The 18,464-nt window shown below is 59.3% G+C and carries 9 protein-coding genes; 8 read left to right on the top strand and 1 reads right to left on the bottom strand.

Features of this window, described 5'->3' with window-relative positions:
- Positions 1 to 12 precede the first annotated feature (12 nt).
- The 8 genes from EV147_RS20375 to drmC are packed head-to-tail and all read left to right on the top strand — an operon-like array spanning position 13 to position 17,253.
- On the top strand, positions 13 to 507 hold the full coding sequence (locus EV147_RS20375; protein ID WP_130393047.1) for a very short patch repair endonuclease: 495 nt from the start codon (positions 13 to 15) through the stop codon (positions 505 to 507).
- Complete coding sequence (gene drmD, locus EV147_RS20370; RefSeq protein WP_130393046.1) at positions 491 to 3,631, top strand: DISARM system SNF2-like helicase DrmD; 3,141 nt, start codon at positions 491 to 493, stop codon at positions 3,629 to 3,631. Before EV147_RS20375 ends, drmD begins: the two co-directional genes overlap by 17 nt.
- Positions 3,628 to 4,287 carry a restriction endonuclease gene (locus EV147_RS20365; protein WP_130393045.1) on the top strand — a complete coding sequence of 220 codons (660 nt, stop codon included), beginning with the start codon at positions 3,628 to 3,630 and terminating at the stop codon, positions 4,285 to 4,287. The genes drmD and EV147_RS20365 overlap by 4 nt, the downstream gene beginning before the upstream one ends.
- Positions 4,284 to 8,657, top strand: a complete 4,374-nt coding sequence (locus tag EV147_RS20360) for an Eco57I restriction-modification methylase domain-containing protein (RefSeq protein ID WP_130393044.1) — start codon at positions 4,284 to 4,286, stop codon at positions 8,655 to 8,657. The genes EV147_RS20365 and EV147_RS20360 overlap by 4 nt, the downstream gene beginning before the upstream one ends.
- Complete coding sequence (locus EV147_RS20355) at positions 8,654 to 10,621, top strand: BbrUII/HgiDII family restriction enzyme (RefSeq protein ID WP_235844871.1); 1,968 nt, start codon at positions 8,654 to 8,656, stop codon at positions 10,619 to 10,621. Before EV147_RS20360 ends, EV147_RS20355 begins: the two co-directional genes overlap by 4 nt.
- A 12-nt stretch (positions 10,622 to 10,633) precedes the next feature.
- Complete coding sequence (gene drmA, locus EV147_RS20350; protein ID WP_130393165.1) at positions 10,634 to 14,626, top strand: DISARM system helicase DrmA; 3,993 nt, start codon at positions 10,634 to 10,636, stop codon at positions 14,624 to 14,626.
- Positions 14,590 to 16,491 (top strand): DUF1998 domain-containing protein, encoded by a 1,902-nt coding sequence (gene drmB / locus EV147_RS20345; RefSeq protein WP_235844869.1) that lies wholly within the window; start codon positions 14,590 to 14,592, stop codon positions 16,489 to 16,491. The genes drmA and drmB overlap by 37 nt, the downstream gene beginning before the upstream one ends.
- Entirely contained in the window at positions 16,492 to 17,253 is a 762-nt protein-coding gene (gene drmC / locus EV147_RS20340) for a DISARM system phospholipase D-like protein DrmC (RefSeq protein ID WP_130393043.1), read from the top strand.
- Here the strand turns inward: drmC and EV147_RS20335 are convergent.
- Positions 17,241 to 18,428 (bottom strand): tyrosine-type recombinase/integrase, encoded by a 1,188-nt coding sequence (locus EV147_RS20335; RefSeq protein WP_130393042.1) that lies wholly within the window; start codon positions 18,426 to 18,428, stop codon positions 17,241 to 17,243. The two genes, drmC and EV147_RS20335, sit on opposite strands and share 13 nt — an antisense overlap.
- Positions 18,429 to 18,464 lie beyond the last annotated feature (36 nt).

Genomic DNA, 18,464 nt, shown 5'->3' with positions numbered 1-18,464 from the left:
CGGACGCATCGAATGACGCGCATACCCCCATCCTCGGCAGACGCCAGCCGTCGCATGGCGCGGGTGCGCCAAAAGGACACGGATGCGGAAATTGCGCTGCGCCGGGAACTCTTCCGGCTCGGGTTGCGTTACCGCGTCGATTACGTGGTGTTGTCGAAGCCTCGGCGCGTCGCCGACATTGCCTTCCCCGGCCTCAAGATCGCCGTTTTCGTCGATGGGTGTTTTTGGCATGGCTGCCCGATACATGCCACTTGGCCCAAACGGAACGCGGAGCTCTGGAAGCAGAAGATCGAAGCGAATCGGGCTCGCGATGCGGACACCAACGAGCGTCTGCGCGAGGCGGGATGGACCGTGCTGAGAATCTGGCGTCACGAGTCTGCGGTCGAAGCTGCGGCCACCGTCGCCCAGGAAGTCACCAACGCAAAGCATAAGAAGGCAGCGCGCTCATCAAGAGGCGCTGCGCACACCGAACAGGGAGCCGATCAATCGCATGGAAGCATCGAATGAAATAACCAACCAGCGGTACTCGGCTCGCCCCGAGCCTGGCCAATTGGTCGAGGTCCGGCGCAGGCAGTGGGTCGTCGCCGACGTAGCCACCTCCACTCAGGAGGCGACTACGGCTCCACAAAATGCCGTCACGCTGTCTTCCATCGACGAAGATGGCCTCGGCGAAACGCTCGAAGTGATCTGGGAGATCGAACCCGGCGCTGCCGTCATCGAGCGGGCTGGTCTCCCGAGCATCACCGGGCAAGACGAAGCCTCGACGCTGGAAGCGTTCCTCGACGCGGTGCGCTGGGGCGCTGCAACCAACGCCGATCGGGGCTTTCTGCAAGCCCCATTCCGTAGCGGTGTCAGCATCGAGGACTTCCAGCTCGACCCATTGGTGCGCGCCATCGACATGGCCCGCGTCAACCTCCTGATCGCGGACGATGTCGGTCTGGGCAAGACCATCGAAGCCGGGCTCGTCATTCAGGAGATGTTGCTACGTCATCGGGCGCGAACCGTGCTGATCGTATGTCCCGCGTCATTGCAAGAAAAATGGCGTGTGGAGATGCTCGAAAAGTTCGGCCTTGATTTCCGTGTGGTCGATACCTCTTACGTCAAGCAGCTACGGCGTGAGCGCGGCATCCATGCCAACCCGTGGACATCCTATCCAAGACTGATCACGTCTATGGACTGGGCCAAAGGCGGAGAAGGCTTGCGCGCCCTGCGCGACGTGCTGCCGCCGCATCTCGGTTACCCGCGAAAGTTCGATTTACTCGTGGTCGATGAGGCTCACAACGTTGCGCCGGCCGCGAGCGTTCACTATGCCCTGGAGAGTCAGCGCACGCGGCTCATCCGTTCTATCGGGCCTCACTTCCAGCACCGGCTTTTCCTGACCGCCACACCGCACAACGGCTATACAGAGTCATTTACCTCGCTGCTGGAACTATTGGACGACCAGCGGTTCGCTCGCAACATCCTGCCGGACGAGAAGCAACTCGCGCAGGTGATGATCCGTCGCCTCAAGAGCGAGCTCGTCGATGCCGAGGGCGAACCGCTATATGCGACACGCAAGTTGCAGGCGCTCGAAGTTGCCTATACGCCGGAAGAGCGCGCGATGCACAGCAAGTTGAACGACTTCTGCGCCAGCCGCGAACAGAGCGCCCACGACAGCGGGTCGTCATTCGGGGTCTCGTTCGTCGATCAGCTCCTCAAGAAGCGTCTGTTCTCGTCCCCGGCAGCGTTCGCCGCCACTTTGGAGAAGCACCTTGCGACCTTGTCCGCGGGCAGGCAAAAGAGGGGTAAAGACCCGTTGGCCGAGCGCATTCTGCGCAAAGCCATCCTTCGGATCGAAGAAGACTACGCCGATGACCGGGATGTCGAGGAAGCGCAGTCCGACGCAGTCGAGGAAGCATCCTGCCAAGCTCCACCGCTGACGCCAGAGCAGCAAGAGATGTTGGCAGAACTGCAGCAGTGGGCGCAGCGAACCAAGCACCAAGCCGATTCGAAGGCCAAAACCATACTCGACTGGCTGTCGTCCAGCCTCAAACCGGAAGGACAGTGGAACGACCGGCGCGTCATCCTTTTCACCGAATACCGCACGACACACCAGTGGATGCACGAAATCCTGGCCAGCCACGGCTTCGGTGCGGAACGCTTGGCCATCTTGCACGGCGGGATGGATCAAAGCGAACGCGAGAAGGTCAAGGCTGCGTTCCAGGCTTCGCCCAAGGACTCCCCCATTCGCATACTGCTGGCTACGGACGCTGCATCCGAAGGTATCGACCTCCAAAATCATTGCAACTGCCTCATCCACCTTGAGATTCCGTACAACCCCAATGTGATGGAGCAGCGCAACGGCCGTATCGATCGCCACGGGCAGCGGCAGAAAGAGGTGTTGATTTGGCATCCCGTCGATGGCGGCGGGCCGGGCACTGCAACGATTGGCGGCCATGGCGACGACATCTTGCGGGCCCTGCGCAAGCTGGATTCGATGCGCGCCGACATGGGCAGCGTGAACCCGGTCATCGCTCCGCAGATGTCCGGCTTGATCGAAGGTTCTCTGAAAGACCTCGACACTCGTATCGCAGAAGCCAAGATCGCTAAGGCGCGGCGTTTTGTCCACGCCGAACGGGAGCTCAAGGATCGCGTCGCCAAGTTGCACGACCGCCTTCTGACCACGAAGCAGGATTTTCACCTCAGCCCAGACCACATCTACATGGCCGTCAAAGCCGGCCTGGCCTTGGCCGACAAACCGCCGCTGGAAGTGGTCGAGCTCGAAGGTGCACTCAACGGCACCGTCTTCAAGATGCCTGCTCTGTCTGGCTCTTGGGCGCGTTGCGCCGAAGGCCTACGTCATCCGCATACGCAGCGCACTCGCCCGATCACCTTCGATCATGAGGTCGCTGCCGGACGCGATGACGTGGTTCTGGTCCACCTCAACCATCGCTTGGTACAGATGTGCCTGCGCTTGCTGCGCGCGGAAATTTGGGCACAGGACGACGTGAAAAGGTTGCATCGCGTCACGGTGCGCGCCGTACCAGACGGTCTGGTCGATGGCCCTGCCGTGGTCGTCGTCTCCCGCCTAGTGATTACCGGTGGCAATCACCATCGCTTGCACGAAGAACTAACCGTCTCCGGGGGCTATCTGCGGGACCAGTCTTTCCGTCGAGAGGACAGCGTGACCCGCGTTCAGCAATGGCTCGACGGTGGCGAACCCATCATTGCTGATGCCGGACTGTTCGATGCGTTGAGGGTCCGGTTCGAGCGTGCGCGTGAGGCCGTACTCCAATCCGTCGATGCCCGCTCGAAAGACCGACTGAAGTTTTTGGCTAACACCCTCGAAACGCGCAAGCAGAAAGAGATCGCAGACATCGCCACTGTGCTCGATGAACTGGAAAAGGCGATCCGGGCAGAGCTCCGCAAAGACGAAGAACCCGAGCAGCTCTCCCTGTTCTCTGAGGACGAGCGTACTCAATTGCGACGCGATACCGCCGCCCTGGAAGCTCGACTCGCCCGCATTCCGGAAGAACGTACCCAAGAAACCGAGGCGATCGAAAAGCGCTTTGCCGGCTTCGTCGATCGCACTTTCCCGGTCGCCGTCATCTTCATCGTTCCTGTGTCAGCAGCCCAGGGGGGAAGTAGATGAACTGGCAGGAATATCAGGAAGCGGTTGCGGTGCTCTACGAGCAGGCGGATGGATTCGGCAACGTGCTCCGGAACGTGATGATCCCGGACAAAGTCACCGGACACGCTCGCCAAATCGATGTCCTGATCGAGCTCGAAGCGAAGGGGCATTCCATCAAGCTCGTCGTCGATGCCAAATTCCACTCTGAACCCATCGATGTCAGGGAGGTCGAGTCGGTTTTGGCGTTGGCTGATGCAGTCGGTGCTAGCAAGGCAGTCATTGTGGCGGCGAATGGCTGGACCTCGCCTGCGGAGATCAAGGCAAGTCATGCAGGCTGTGACCTGAGAATTCTCTCTCTCGAAGAAGCTCTCGATTTGATCGTACCGGACAAGTGGGAGATGTGTCCTTGCTGCCAACGTGACTGCATCGTCCTCGACCAAGACGGGGCTCTGATCACGGAAGACGGCCTGTTGTTCTGGTGGCTCGCCGGTCAATGTCGTGCATGTATGTATTCGTTCGCTTGGTGCCAAGAATGTGGCTCTTACTTGGAAATTCCACGTGGACAGACCGAAGAATGTACGTGCCGTCACCTATGGGAGAACTCGCAGGATGGAATGAACCTGACCTTGCGCGAGGAGCGGGACGATTTGCCGACTGAAGGAAACGAAGCCGAATGACACATCAAACTTCAGACTGGCTCTCGCTGATCGAGATTTCCGGCCCATTCCTGGCCGAGCCCGTATTAAAGGAAGTCTTCCCGCAAGGATTGGAAGAGCTAGATCCCGGCAAGCGCAAGCGGCTGCGACAAACCTATGAGGAATGGTGTGATGCGGTCGAAAGCGGCGATGAGCTGATCGACGCGCTGCATACGGCGTGGATCGATGAGGTGTTGGCGCGCACGCTGGAGCTCGATGAAGACGGCAAGGGAGACGTACTGAAGCGCATGGAGTGGTGTGCAGCACATCTCGCCACCACGCTGATTGAGCACGGGGTCGGCATCGCCCCGGACTATGCCGTGGTCGATGAGCAAAAGGACGACGCGCCACTGATGTTCGTCCACCGGTATGCACCTGATGTCGATCTGAACGATGCGCAGAAATTCGACGGTTGGACCGCCACGCCCGCCGAGCGCATGGTGGCACTGTGCCGGGCCAAGGGCTGCCGCATCGGCCTGGCCACCAACGGTGAGCGATGGATGCTGGTCGATGCGCCTGTTGGAGCTGTCACCAGCTTTGCGAGCTGGTATGCCCGTCTCTGGGTACAAGAGCCCGTCACTTTGCAGGCTTTCGTCCATCTGCTGCGATGCGGTCGCTTCTTCGGCAACGATGACGCAAAGCTGCCGGCGCTCATCGACCGGTCCTTGAGGTTCCAGGACGAGGTGACCGACGCCCTTGGCGATCAGGTCCGCCGCGCGGTCGAAGTGTTGATCCAGGCATTGGACAAGGCCGACCAAGACCGTGGCCGCGAACTTTTGCGCGGCATCTCCGAGCCGGAACTGTATGAAGCCGCACTGACGGTGATGATGCGGCTTGTGTTCTTGCTGTCGGCAGAGGAGCGCGGACTTCTCCTGATGGGAGACGGCAAGTACGAAGCCCATTACGCCATCTCGACGCTGCGATCTCAACTGGTGGTCGAAGAGCCGGAAATCCTGGAGAAGCGCAAGGATGCTTGGTCACGCCTGCTCGCCACCTTCCGCGCCGTATTCGGTGGAATCGAGCATGAAAACCTGCGCCTGCCAGCGCTCGGCGGCTCTCTGTTCGATCCGGATCGCTTCCCGTTCCTGGAGGGGCGCAGCGCCGGCACGACATGGCGCACTGATCCAGCCAAACCACTCCCCATCGACAACCGCACGGTCTTGTTGCTCTTGGAGGCCATCCAGCAATTCCAGGGACGCACGCTCTCGTACCGTGCGCTCGACGTGGAGCAGATCGGCTATGTGTACGAGGGCCTGCTCGAACGCACGGTCAAACGGACGGCCAATGTCACTCTGGACATCGGTGCGACGCTGAAAGCGGAAAAGCCGTTGGTGACGTTGGCCGAACTCGAATCGGCCAAGCTCGACGGAAAAGATCGGCTGGTGGCGCTACTGCGGGAACGCTCCGGTAGTTCCGAAAGCAGGGTGCGAAACGACTTGGCGAAGCCCGTCGATGATGCCTTGTCCGAAAGGCTGTTGACGGCCTGCCTCGGCGATACAGAACTCCTCGGTCGCATCAAGCCTTATGGGCATCTGCTGCGCACCGATCCTTGGGGCTATCCGTTGGTCTATCCGAAGGGCGCGTTCGTGGTCACAACGGGCTCCGACAGGCGCGAGACTGGCACCCACTACACTCCCAAATCGCTGACCGAGGCCATCGTCGCCGAAACGTTGACGCCGATCGCCTATGTCGGTCCCGCCGAGGGGCTGCCGCGCGCAGAGTGGCGACTCAAGTCGCCGGCCGAACTGCTCGACCTCAAAATTTGCGACCCTGCGATGGGGTCGGGCGCCTTCCTGGTACAAGCCTGCCGCTGGCTGGCTGAACGCCTGGCGGAAGCCTGGTCGCGAGCCGAGGACGCCGGTCAAGTCGTAAGCGTCGATGGCGAAGCACTGCCGAATGGGGCGACACAAGAACTGCTGCCTCGCGATGCCGAGGAGCGCATCATCATCGCTCGCCGTCTCGTTGCCGAGCGTTGCCTGTATGGCGTGGACTTGAACCCGCTGGCAGTGGAACTCGCCAAGCTCTCGATTTGGCTGGTGACGCTCGCGAAAGATCGACCGTTCGGCTTTCTCGATCACAACCTGCGCTGTGGCGACAGTCTGCTCGGCATCCATCGGCTGGACCAAATCACCCAGCTCTCGATGACGCCCAATGCCCAAGGCCAACTACGCCTGTTCGGCCAGAACATCGAGCAGGCCGTGCGTGAAGCGATCGAACTTCGGCTCCACTTACGCGAGATGCCCATCCGAGACATTCGTGACGTGGAAGCCATGGCGCATCTGGATGCCGAAGCCCGACGTAGGCTCGAAGTGCCGGAGTCCATTGCCGACGCTTTCATTGGCGAAGTTTTTACGTCCACTAGCAATGGGCCAGCATTGGGGCACAAGTTGGCATCACTATCCATTCGGGCTGGGGAGGCTATCGAGGGAGATCAAGAGGTGTTCGCCTCGTTGCGCAGGAGAGCCTCTTCAGCACTCGCAACTGATCTGCCCGCCGACAAGGCTGCGCGCCGGCCATTCCATTGGCCGTTGGAGTTTCCGGAAGTGTTCGCGCTTGAGCGCGGTGGCTTCGATGCGATCGTCGGCAATCCGCCCTTCTTGGGAGGGAAACGCATCACCGGTGTCGCGGGCACGGCATTCCGTGATTGGCTGGTCACGCATATCGCCGAGGGGCGACGTGGCTCTGCGGATCTGGTCGCCTACTTTTTCCTGCGCGCATGGACCCTGTTGCACGATGGCTGTAGTTTCGGGCTACTCGCCGTCAATACCATTGCGGAAGGTGACACGCGGCAGGTCGGATTGGAGGCGATGGTCGGCGCGGGCGCCGTCATCTATGCCGCCTATCCGAATGAACCCTGGCCTGGCAAAGCTGCGGTTGTCACCAGTCGAGTTCATGTCTACAAGGGTGAGTGGCGTGGCGAACGCTCGCTACTGGGGCGACCGGCTCCCTATATATCGGCGTTTCTTTCTAATCGGGAGGAGTGGAGCCCCAAACTGCTAAAAGCCAACGAGAGTATCGCCTATCAGGGTTCGATTGTGCTCGGTATGGGGTTCGTGCTTTCTCAGGAGGAAGCACGTCGGATGCTAGATGCCGATCCAAAGAATGTGGAGGTAATCTTCCCTTATATTAACGGTGATGACCTCAATTCAAATTCAGAACAACGCCCGAGTCGCTGGGTAATTAACTTCTGGGACTGGTCAGAGGAACGAGCGCGTCAATACGAACTGCCCTGGAAGTGGATAAGTGAACGCGTCCAGCCTGAAAGGCAACGTCGCAATGATCGGGGTGAATACGTGTTGCGCAAGCCACTTCCTGAACGTTGGTGGCAATACGCCGATAAGCGCCCAGCGCTTTATCACGCCATAGGTCGCGGGCAAAACTTCGAGCGCCATCCAGAGGACTGGTCGACTCAGCAGGGACGTTCAATTGCTCTAGGCACTGCGCGACTTTCAAAATTTCTAACATTCAGCCAGCTTCCGAACGATTTCGTCGCCTCTGATCAGATTGTCGTGTTTGCGGTGCCCGATGTTGGCTGGCAGACCCTACTTGATTCGGCGATACACCATGCATGGGCATGGCAGTACCGGTCAACCAGGGGCGTTGGTGTCGTAGGGCTGAGATACGCCCAAACTGATCTGTTTGAAACATTCCCTTGCCCAATAATTGACGCGGAGAATCGAAAGATATTGCTAGAACTTGGAGAGCGCTTGCACCTGACAAGAAAGAGGCTTTGCACTGAGATTTCTGGTGGGCTAACCAAATTGTATAACCTCTATCACGAGGCGTCTGGAAATGTCGAAGAATTGCGCAGCCTCCACGTGGAGGTGGATCGCGCCGTTGCCAAGGCATATGGGTGGGGTGACATTTCACTTGGGCATGGGTACCACGAAGTGCCATATCTCCCGGAGAACGATCGAGTTCGTTTCACGATCTCTGAGCCTGCGCGCGCAGAAGTGCTGCGGCGACTGTCGGAGTTGAATCGTCAACGTTACGAGGAAGAAATTGTCAGACGGGAGCATGCAGGCTCCAATCCGCGTGTTTCAACCCGTGTTCCGCGTACCAATCGCGCTATCGATGTCGCTGCGACTCAACCCTCATTTGACTTCGAGGGTGCCACGACCACCATCAATGGCGCGATGCCAGCCACATCAATCCTCAGTTTCCTGAGCACACACGTCGGCTGGCACGCCAAGGCAGACATCCTCGCAGCTACCGGCATCACGGACGGGCAATGGAACACTGCGATTGCCGACTTGATCGCCAGCGGCAAGGCCGACCGTCAAGGGGAACGGCGAGGGGCGCGTTACAGCGCAAAATCACAAAAGACACAAACCGGGGAGGCTTCGGAATGAGCCAAGGCAGCGCCGCACCGACGTTCGAGATGACGGTCGATCTGAATGTACTCGACCATTTGGGCATCAACCTTTACAGCAATATCGCAGCCGTTTTGACGGAAGCCGTCGCCAATGCTTGGGACGCGGATGCCGAGACCGTCAGTATCAAGGTCAGCGCTAGTAATGATCGAATAGAAATCGAAGACGACGGCATTGGTATGTCGGTCGAAGATTTGAATGCGAAGTACCTTCGTGTAGGTTACCGCCGCCGGGATGAGGATACGGAGCATGGCCGGAAAACTGCTAAAGGCCGCGCGGTCATGGGGCGTAAAGGCTTGGGGAAGCTGTCCCTATTCTCTATCGCCAACGTTATCGAAGTTCAGTCGTCCAAAGACGGGCAGGCACATGGCTTCCGAATGAGTGTCGACGGCATTCATCGCGCTGTTTCGAGAAAAGAGTCCTATCACCCAGAACCGCTCGCTGGCAGTGCCGTAGTGGTCACTCGTGGGACCAAGATCGTCCTCAGCGACATCAAGAGGCAGCGACTTGGAAAAGGTATGGTCGCCTTGCGCAAACGCCTTGCTCGTCGATTTTCGATTATCGGCGAGGCTAGTGGCTTCAAGATCGAGATCGATGGTGTACCCATCACGGCAGCCGATCGCGGTGATCTACCGAAAGTGCAATTTCTTTGGACCTTCGAGGGGAATGAACCAGAGGCTTCGACGATCTCTCATGTGCTCGAACGTGAATCGCTCCCCGCGCGGTTCGAGGCTTGGGATTCGACGTGGCGCGTTAGCGGATGGCTCGGCACTGCTCGCAAGCCCAAAGACCTCGACGATGACGAAGCCGGCAATCTCAATGGCATCGTCGTGTTCGCCAGAGGGCGGTTGTTCCATGAGAACGTTCTCGATCGGCTCAATGATGGACGCCTGTACACCAAATATTTGACGGGCCAGATTGAGGCTGACTTTTTGGATGCCGACGATCAACCGGACATCGCGACGAGCGATCGTCAACGAGTACAGGAGGACGACGAGCGTTACGTCCAATTGATTGCTTTCCTCCGTTCCAGCTTGAATCAAATCGAAAAGAAGTGGAACGAGTGGCGGCGAAAGCATGAGGTCGAGCAAGCCAAAGCAACTTCTCCTGCATTGAAAGATTGGCTGGACTCGCTTGGAGCGGGGTATCGGAAGAGTGCAGAAACGCTCATCGCCAAGCTCAGCGCCCTTCCTGTCGATGAAGAGGAGGATCGCAAGCTCTTGTATCGGCATGGGGTGCTGGCTTTTGAACGAATGAAACTCCGAGGTTCCACGGAGGAGCTTGCGGCCAGTATCGACAGCCTCGACAAGCTGCTGAAACTCCTGGCCGATCGGGATGCATTGGAGGCTTCCCTCTATCGGGACATCGTGAAATCCAGACTTGAGGCGATCGACAAATTCACGGGACTTGTAGATGAGGACGCCAAGGAAAAGGTATTGCAGCAGTATCTGTTCGATCACCTTTGGCTGCTGGACCCGTCGTGGGAGCGTGCATCGGGCAGCGAGCTCATGGAGAAGCGGCTTACGGAGGAAGGCATCATCGTTGACGACCTTACTGAGAAGGAAAAGCTCGGGCGGGTTGATATCAAGTACCGGACGACCGCCGGAAAGCACATCGTCGTTGAACTCAAAAAGGCAGGAAGGCGAATGGCGCTGCACGAGCTGGAGCAGCAAGGCCGTCTGTACGTTGACAAGCTCAAGAAGATCCTCGCCGCGCAGAACGAGTCGTCGCCGAATATCGAAGTTGTGTTCGTCCTTGGTAAGCCAGTGGAGGACGAGATGACCAACCCGGACAGAGTGAAATACGCAATGGCGAGCGTGTCGCCAGGAAGCCGCATCGTCCACTACGACACGCTGATTCATGGCGCTCAGGCGTCCTATTCCGAGTATCTCGAACGGAGCAAGAAGTTCGACAAGCTCGAAAAGATAGTCAGTGGAATCTAAATGACGATGAGCATGCAGAATACTTCCGAAGCCTGGATCACGGTCGATGCTGGACTCGCCACAATCAGCCGGTTCGCACGATTTCAACTCACTCTGACGGGCGACCGCTCTCTGTATCAGGCAGTCGCAGCCGATCACTGGGTACTAGTAGTGAATGGCAATGGCGGTATCACTCGCGTGGGCCGCGTACTGCGGATTCGTTCAGACCTCACGACCACTACGCTCTATTTCGACCGGCTGCTGCAGTTGCGTGAGCCGATTTCACTGGGCCTGACCACACTCTCGCTCCCGGCTTCAGGTAGCGTGGGACGAGTTCAATGGAGCGACTTACTGGCGACCTTGGATGGCGTGCTCCATACACCAATCGGCCGAGTGCCGCTGATCGGTGCAAACAGCGATCCACACGAACTCGCCTACATTCGCGAACTGCTACAACTGGCCGTCACGGACGACTTGTTGGGGCCGGCAGGGGAACCACATGAGCACATCGTGGACATGGGGGTGCGCGACCGGTATCTGGTTGGCAAGCTCGCCCCGCGTGACTCGGCACAGGGTGGAATCGAAGGGTTGGAAGGTCCACTCGCCGACGAAACTCCAGAAGTCCCCGATGCACCCATTGTCCCTGGTCGGCATGAGCCCGGCGCGGAGTTCGGCGGTGCTACGGGGCGGGTTGAGCCCGAGACGGATGCCTCCGACGAGATCGACGCCGCGAGTAACCAGTCGCTGGTCCCTTCCAGTTTCGGCATGACGTTTTGCGTCGCAGGCGACGTGGATCGAATCGAAGTGGAAGCGAGCTGGGGACGCTATGAGCCGCTGTCCCGCGACGATCACGAGTATCTGAAACGTGATGGCAAGAAAGCCAAGGTCTGGCAGCGTATTCCGTGTGGTGGCAAGCTGGTCGTGCCGCTGACGGAGGGGCCGATTCATCATCGCGCACCAGACGGCGATCGGCCAGCAGTGCGAGTGCAGGGCAACGTTCGTGCCCCCAATGCCAACGGCGACCGATTGGTGACCCTCTTTCTCGTCAACGCGCAGGACGATCCAGAGACCAATCGCGATTCCGCTTGGCTGTTCCAGCCCGAGCTTTCGGTACGCGCGGCGCCGGATTCACGCAATACGGCCATCTTCCGGCGCAAGCCGGTGCTGGACGCTACTGGCATGGACATGGAGCGCGAAGCGCTGGAGATGATCTATCGCAACCGGGTGGAGTTCGCGGTAGGTCATGGCGTCGCAGTGCATGCCGAATCGGCGGCCGATGTGACGCTAGCAACCGAAATACGCACGGTCGTCATGCCGCAATATGAGGTCCAGGTCACCGAAACGCCAGGGCTCGATCCAGCCGACAGGCCGGCCATGCGCGAGCTGGTCAAAAGCGGCTTGCTCGACATGCAACGCCTGGCCGAGATCGACAAGGCTGGATTGGTCGCGGCGCTGAATACGTTGACCACGGATTACGCTGCCTGGATCGCAGAGCAGCGGGCACGTATCGGCTCCGAGGTGGTCGGCTACGACGCACAGGCGGGCCAAACGCTCGATCATTGCGAAGAAATATTGGCGCGCTTGCGAAGCGGTATCGAGACGCTAGGTCGAGACGACAAGGCGCTTGCTGCGTTCCGATTCGCCAACCGCGCCATGGCAACCCAGCGTGTACGAAGCATCTATAGCCTTGCGATGCGCCGTGGAGAGAACAAGGCACTGGCCGATTTCGATGTGGCGAGAAATCGGAGTTGGCGTCCTTTCCAGCTTGCCTTCTTGTTGCTGTCGGTACCCTCGCTCGCCGACCCGATGCATCCGGATCGAACGCAGCCCGTCGAAGCATTTGCTGACCTGCTGTGGTTCCCGACTGGCGGCGGCAAGACGGAAGCGTATCTCGGCGTCGCTGCATTCACGATGGCAATCCGCCGCATGCAGGGCAAGCTGGGTGGCTATGACGGCTCTCGCGGTCTGGCGGTGGTCATGCGCTACACCCTGCGGCTACTGACCTTGCAGCAGTTCCAACGTGCCACGGCCCTGATCTGCGCGATGGAAGTATTGCGGAGAGAGGCCGTTGCCAAGGGCGACATGTCGCTCGGCACCGAGCCTTTCACCATCGGGCTATGGGTCGGCAACAAAGTCACTCCCGGCACGACCGATGAAAGTGCGCAAGCCATTGAGGCCATCCGCAATCCGGATCGAAACAAGGCGAGCTTTGCCTCGCCGGCTCAACTGACGAGCTGCCCTTGGTGCGGGTCCGAAATCGCCCCCGGCCGCGACATCAAAGTCGAAAAGGACAAGGATGGCGGGCGGACGTTGGTGTATTGCGGCGACAAAAAGGGGCGCTGCGATTTTTCCGAGGGCAAGTCGAGCAAGCAGCCGCATCCCGGTCTGCCCGTTCTCACCGTCGATGAAGAGATTTACCACCGTCCGCCGACGATGATGATCGCGACAGTCGATAAGTTCGCCATGATGGCGTGGCGGGGGCAGGTTCGCACTTTGTTCGGGCGCGTGAGTGAGGAGTGTCCTCGCCACGGCTTGTTGTGGCCCGGTGCTAGCTGCACTGGCAACCATACGGCTGGCAAGACGGGGCCAGCGACTAAGGTCAAAGCCATCTCTCCCATACGTCCGCCCGATTTGATCATCCAGGATGAATTCCACCTGATCAGCGGCCCGCTTGGCACCATGGTGGGGCTGTATGAATCTGCCGTAGATGAGCTCTGTAGCTGGCGGCTAGATGATCGGGTGGTCAAGCCCAAAGTCATTGCATCGACTGCGACGGTACGCAAAGCACAGCAACAGGTGAACAACGTGTTCATGCGGCGAGTGGCGGTCTTTCCACCGTCCGGCCTCGATGTCGAAGACAACTTCTTCTCGGTGCAACGCGCCATCGACGACAAACCAGGCAGACGCTATGTCGGGGTGTGCTCACCGGGCAGTAGCCGTCCCGCAATGCTGATCCGCGTGTACACCGCGTTCTTGACGGCAGCCCAGGCACTATTCGATCGCTTCGGTGCCGCAGCCGATCCGTACATGACCACGGTTGGTTATTTCAACTCGCTGCGTGAACTTGGGGGCATGAAACGCTTGGCGGAGGACGACGTACAAACTCGTTCTTATCGCGTCCAGATGAGCATGGTGCAGCGACCAGCACTTGCACAGCGCAGTGTCAGCAATATCCGGGAACTGACCTCACGGGTATCGAACCAGGACATTCCGAAGTACTTGGATGAGCTGGAGGTGAAGTTCAAGGCGCAGTTCGACGACACGGCAGGGAAGTACGTTTGCCGCTGGCAGGAAGGTGATAGCAGGGCCATCGACGTGGTCTTGGCTACCAACATGCTGTCCGTCGGGGTGGATGTGAACCGCCTGGGCTTGATGACCGTCAATGGGCAACCCAAGGGCACCGCAGAGTACATCCAGGCTACCAGTCGCGTGGGTCGATCATTCCCTGGCTTGGTCTGTACGGTGCTGACCTGGGCTCGCCCGCGAGACCTGTCTCACTACGAGACTTTCGAGCACTACCACGCGACGTTCTACAAGCACGTCGAAGCGCAATCGGTAACGCCGTTCTCGCCGCGCGCCATGGATCGCGGGCTGACTGGCGCACTTCTGAGCTTGATGCGTCTGGAACATGGGGCGTTCAGCCCGAATGAGGGCGCGGAGAGGCTCGACAAGGCGAACAGGCCGGAAATCACGGACGCTATCGGCATTCTGGTAAACCGCGCCTGGAACGTGAGTGAGCAAGCATCCACGAAGACACGCGCACAACAAGAGCTGAAGGAACGTGCAGACGAGTGGGCCAAGGAGGTTAGCAAAGGCGGCCGTCTGCTGGCCTATGAAAAGCGCGGTCCAAACAAAGATACGACCGTTGCCCTCATCAAGTCTCCCGGCATTCAGGCTTGGGATAACTGGACCGTGCCCATGTCGATGCGCGAGGTGGAGCCGGGCGTGAAGTTGATCATGAACACGGGGCGTATTTCGGACGACTACGAATGGAAGCCTCGTCCGGCAACGAAGGACGAAGACTGACTATGGCGATACAAGAAAAAACTCCAGTCGGTGAGGTGCGGCCAAGCCAACTGCTGTGGACTTATGGTCCTGGCGCATTGATCGATTTGCCCAGCTTGTCTGTGGTCACATTGGGCATCGATCGATGGGAAAAAGATCGCTGCCAGCCCATCCAAGAGGCGCGGTTGTTATCTGCCGTGCGAAAAGTGTTGGGTCAGCAGGTGGAAAGTTTGCGCATGCCGCCGTTCCAGAAGGGGGAACCGGCGGATGTATGGTCTGCCGAGGCCAACATCGGCGTGCCAGTGCGCCCCTTTCCGCGCTGGCTGCGTTGCGTGAAGTGCGGCCTGCTCGCGCCATACGACGGCGGCTTGTTCACGCTGAAAGAAAACCGCTATCGGCCGGAACGAACGCGCTTCGTGCACGCCGGTTGCACGGGCTCCAAGGGTGCCGACAAAGCGAAGGACGCCGATGCGGTACCGGCACGTTTTCTGCTGGCCTGTCGGAACGGCCACTTGGATGACTTCCCTTGGCACTACTTCGTCCATGGCGGTCCCAGCGACTGCAAGGGCACCTTGCGCTTCTTCGAAAGCGGAGCGTCTTTGCAGACCGAGAATCTGTGGGTGAAGTGCGATACCTGCGGCGTCTCGCGAAGCATGGCACATGCGTTCGGCAAGATCGGCAAAGAGAATCTGCCGGCCTGCCGTGGCCGACATCCACATCTCGACCAGTTCGAGCACGATTGTGATGAGGAGGCGCGTGCAGTGCTGCTCGGCGCGACGAACAGTTGGTTCCCGATCACCGTGTCGGCGCTCGCGATTCCACAGCCGAACGTGTCACCGCTCCATCAGATCGTCATCGACTACTGGGACGACTTCGCAGATGTCGAAGACATCTCGGAATTGAAGGGCACCATCAAGGCACTCAAAAAGCGTGGAGAAGCGCAAGGGATCGACAAGCATGAACCAGAGGCCGTCTGGGCGGCGATAGAGGCGCATCGGTCGGGCACGTCGCAGGCCGCCGTCGCCGAATCGGACATCAAAGGCCCCGAATGGGCGGTGCTGACCGAGGCCAATCCCCCGACCGACTACCCCCATTTTTTGAGTAAGCAGGTGGAGGTGCCTGGCGGACTAGAAAAGCTGATCGCTCGGGTGTTGTTGTTGGAGCGCTTGCGGGAAGTGAACGCCCTGCTGGGGTTCACACGGGTGGAAGCGCCAGAGGAATCATCCGATCCCGATGAGCGTGCCCCGATGGCCGACCTTGCTCGCAGCAAACCCGATTGGGTGCCTGCCAATCAGGTGCATGGCGAAGGAATTTTCATCCAGTTCGATGAGCAGGCGCTCAAAACCTGGGAGGGCCGAAAGGGGGTTGAGCGGCTCGACCAAAGGCTACGAGGTGGTCATCGTGGATGGCGAAACGCGCGGCACCTGAACCCAGACGATGGCTATCCGGGAATACGTTACGCCATGCTGCACACCCTGTCGCACTTGTTGATCCGTGAGCTAGCCCTGGAGTGTGGGTACAACGCGGCCAGCATCCGTGAGCGCATCTACGCAGATACGGATGGGGATGACTCGCAGGCCGGCATTCTCATCTACACGGCGGCAGCCGATTCGGATGGGACGCTAGGCGGTCTCGTCGATCTGGGCAAGCCGGAAAACCTCGGCCGCTTGCTGGGACAAGCCCTTGATCGGGCGAAGATTTGCTCATCGGACCCACTTTGCTCCGAACACGATCCCTGCAAGGATCGCTCCTTGCATGGAGCGGCATGTCACGCCTGTTCGTTGGTGGCTGAGACTTCATGTGAGCGAGGGAACCGCTACTTGGACCGCTCATTGCTCGTGCCGACGCTTGATTGTGCTGACGCCGCGTTCTTCCAAGGCTCGTGAATGGAAGCTCTATTGGATGCCGTTGCAGTCATTGCGAGCTTGGTTTCCCCTGAAAAGGTCAAGGCAATCGCTGCGCGGATACGCCAGACTGGTCCAGAGAAGGTTGGAACAGCACTTTCCGGCGTGCTCGGCACACCGGTGGCTGCTGCCGCCGTCGAACGCCTTATCGAGGCATGGAGAAGTACCTCGATCGGCGCAGACGAGTTGGCGTCTATGCTTCTCGTTTCCAGCCATGTCGTCACCAAGGCTGCGCGTGAGCAATGCGCCGAGCTTGTTTGGACAGGGCCAACCACTCCTTTCGTTTCAGCGCGGCGCACTGAACAGGCTCTTTTGCAGGTGATCGATTCTGCTCATTCGACCTTGTTCATCACCAGCTTTGTTGCTTACGACGTATCCAGCATCGTCGCCGCGTTGAATGCCGCCAGCGGGCGTGGGGTGTCTATCTCGATGCTGCTCGAATCGTCACAAGAGCACGGAGGCAGCATTTCCATGGATGTGATTGGCAAGATGCGAAACCTTGTTCCGGCTGCGCGGCTCTACGGCTGGCTGAACAAAACAGATGAGTTCGCCGACGGTCGAGTACATGCCAAAGTTGCCGTGGCGGATGGCAAGATGTGCTTCATCACCAGCGCCAATTTGACCGGGTACGCCATGGCAAAGAACATGGAAGCAGGCGTACTACTTTCTGGTGGACGCATCCCAAGCCTAGTTGAAGACCATTTAACTTCGTTGGTCAACACGAGGACCGTTCAGGCAGTTTGACCGAGAGCCGAAGTCTTCCACCCGTCCAGCTTATCCACCCAGTCTTGCATCATGACTCGCCGCTCGTCCAGGTAGGTGGCATGGTTGTATGTGCGCCGAACACTATTCGGCTCCGCATGTGCAAGCTGGGCCTCAATGGCGTCAGGCCGATAGCCCAGTTCATTGAGCCGGGTGCTGCCCGTGGTGCGCGTGCCATGTGGGCTGTACTTGGTTGCCCAACCGAGCTTCTTGAGGGCCTGTCTCAAGGCCGCGTCGGCCATGGGCCGCTGGCGGTCATCGCGGTTCGGGAAAACGAATTTCGTGTGACCCGTGATTGGATGCATGGCCTTGAGGAGTTCGACCGCCTGAGTCGGTAGCGGAACGACGTGCTCTCGCCGCGCCTTCATCCGACGTGCAGGAATGGTCCACAGCGCCTTGTCCAGGTCGAACTCGACCCACTCTGCTTGGACGGATTCATTTGGGCGGCTGAGCGTCAGCCACATCAGCTGGAAGGCCTTGATGGTCTGGAAGTTGCCGCCATGGCCATCAAAGTCGTTCAGCAGCTGGCCGACTTCCTCCGCGCCGAGGGCGCGCTTATGTTGCGTCTTGTTGGGCGGCAGCGCTTTGCGAACCGGCCAAACGGGGTCAGTGTCCGCCCGTAGCGTCGCGACTGCATGCTCGAACACGCCAGACATGGTGCGCTTGGCTTCAGCCGCTACGGTGGGGGCACCCCGCTTGACCGTCTTGTTGAGAATGTCGAGGACATGGGCCGGAGTGATCTGACGTACCGGCAGCTTGCCAATCGACGGGAAGACCACGCGCTCCAGCATGTCGAGCCGGCGCTTCTTGGTTACTTCCTCCCAGTCCTTCAGGGCCAGCCACTCTTTGGCAATGGCCTCGAATGTATTCGCTGAGTCTTGCTCGCGCTTGATGCGTTCGATCTGGCGATTCTGGACGGGATTGATGCCCTCCCTGACCAGCTTCCGCGCCGCCTCGCACTTATCTCTGGCCTCACCGAGCGTCACGCCAGGGTAGTCGCCAAGCGCGAACCACGAGGCCTTGTCATTGAGCTTGAAGCGATAGCGCCAAGCCTTGATGCCGTTGGGTTTGATTTCTAGGTATAGCCCCTTGTAGTCATTGAGGCGGTAGATGCCTTCTCTGGGCTTGGCGGCTCTGCACTGGGCGTCTGTCAGCATCGTGAAGCTCTCCTGTTCGTCCTCAGGGCTTCATCG

It is taken from the genome of Cupriavidus agavae, assembly GCF_004217045.1.
Taxonomy (GTDB): domain Bacteria; phylum Pseudomonadota; class Gammaproteobacteria; order Burkholderiales; family Burkholderiaceae; genus Cupriavidus; species Cupriavidus agavae.
Note: the sequence above shows the minus strand (reverse complement) of the source record. Positions and strands in the feature narration are given on the sequence as shown.